This window comes from Rahnella sp. P4_A8 (assembly GCF_056402435.1).
On record NZ_JBFUHK010000273.1, the window covers coordinates 1 to 1,027 of the forward strand.

Here is a 1,027-nt window from a genome sequence, read left to right on the forward strand (position 1 = left end):
CTTTCCTGCTGTCAAATTAACAGCAGATATCTTAAAAATGAAATAAATTATTAAGAATGATCTTAGTTATCCGATAGCGTAGCCCGCCGGTTTCTGTCGTGCTGGCGGCTTGGCCAACGCCTCGCGGCCGCGCAATAAATTCCGCGACAGTTCACCGTTTCTTTGTAAGTATCCCAGCTTTAGTTCCAGGCACTTTTTGAGATTTCCGGTTTCTTGATCCCTTCCCAATATCGGTGCCAGGATAAATCAGAGATCCGGGCATGTTTGCAGGCTTCGGATAAATTCTTCCGGAGTCTGATTATTTAACGAGGAATGTGGCCGGTACTGGTTATATTCCTGCCGCCAGTGCTCRATCTTCTCCTGAGCATCTTCCAGTGACAGGAACCAGTGCACGTTCAGACATTCATCACGCAGGCTGSCGTTAAATGACTCAACCAGGGCGTTATCTGTGGGCTTCCCGGGGCGGGAGAAGTCCATCGTTACCCTGTTTTCATACGCCTAGCGATCCAGCGTTTTTGAGATAAATTCGCTCCCGTTGTCCGTCTGTAGCCACTGTGGTACACGCTGCTGTGTCTGCCTGATCCGTTCCATCACGGCGACCACATCGTCACCGCGAAGCCCCTGGCCTACCTCGATCGCCACGCATTCACGACTAAAATTATCCACTACAGTCAGGGCACGGATCCGGCGTCCTGACTTTACCCCCAAATCCTGTCCCATTCAGAAACAGAATTCCGACACGATTGACCCTGACCCCTTCTTAATGCAGTCAGCAAAAGTATGGTAAGACTTACACAGAGTGAGGGGCGTCCGTCACATCACCACATACCAGCCTTGAATGTAATTTTTAAGTGACTTATCCACTTTTCCACCGCCCAGATCCAATAATAAGATCCTATATAKATCATCTAATAGATCAAAAGAGATCCCAGCCCAGCTACAGGCCTTGCCCTGTAAGGGTTTAACCCGTATTGCCACCCACTGGAATAAGTAAAACATCCAATATATTAAGCGTGTTAACCACTAT

1 pseudogene is annotated in these 1,027 nt (G+C 48.2%); it reads right to left on the minus strand.

Annotation, left to right across the window (positions count from 1 at the left end):
• Nucleotides 1-246: 246 nt before the first annotated feature.
• Nucleotides 247-696, minus strand: a pseudogene (locus tag AC1DUO_RS25360) (integrase core domain-containing protein); the annotation flags it as partial.
• Nucleotides 697-1,027: the final 331 nt, after the last annotated feature.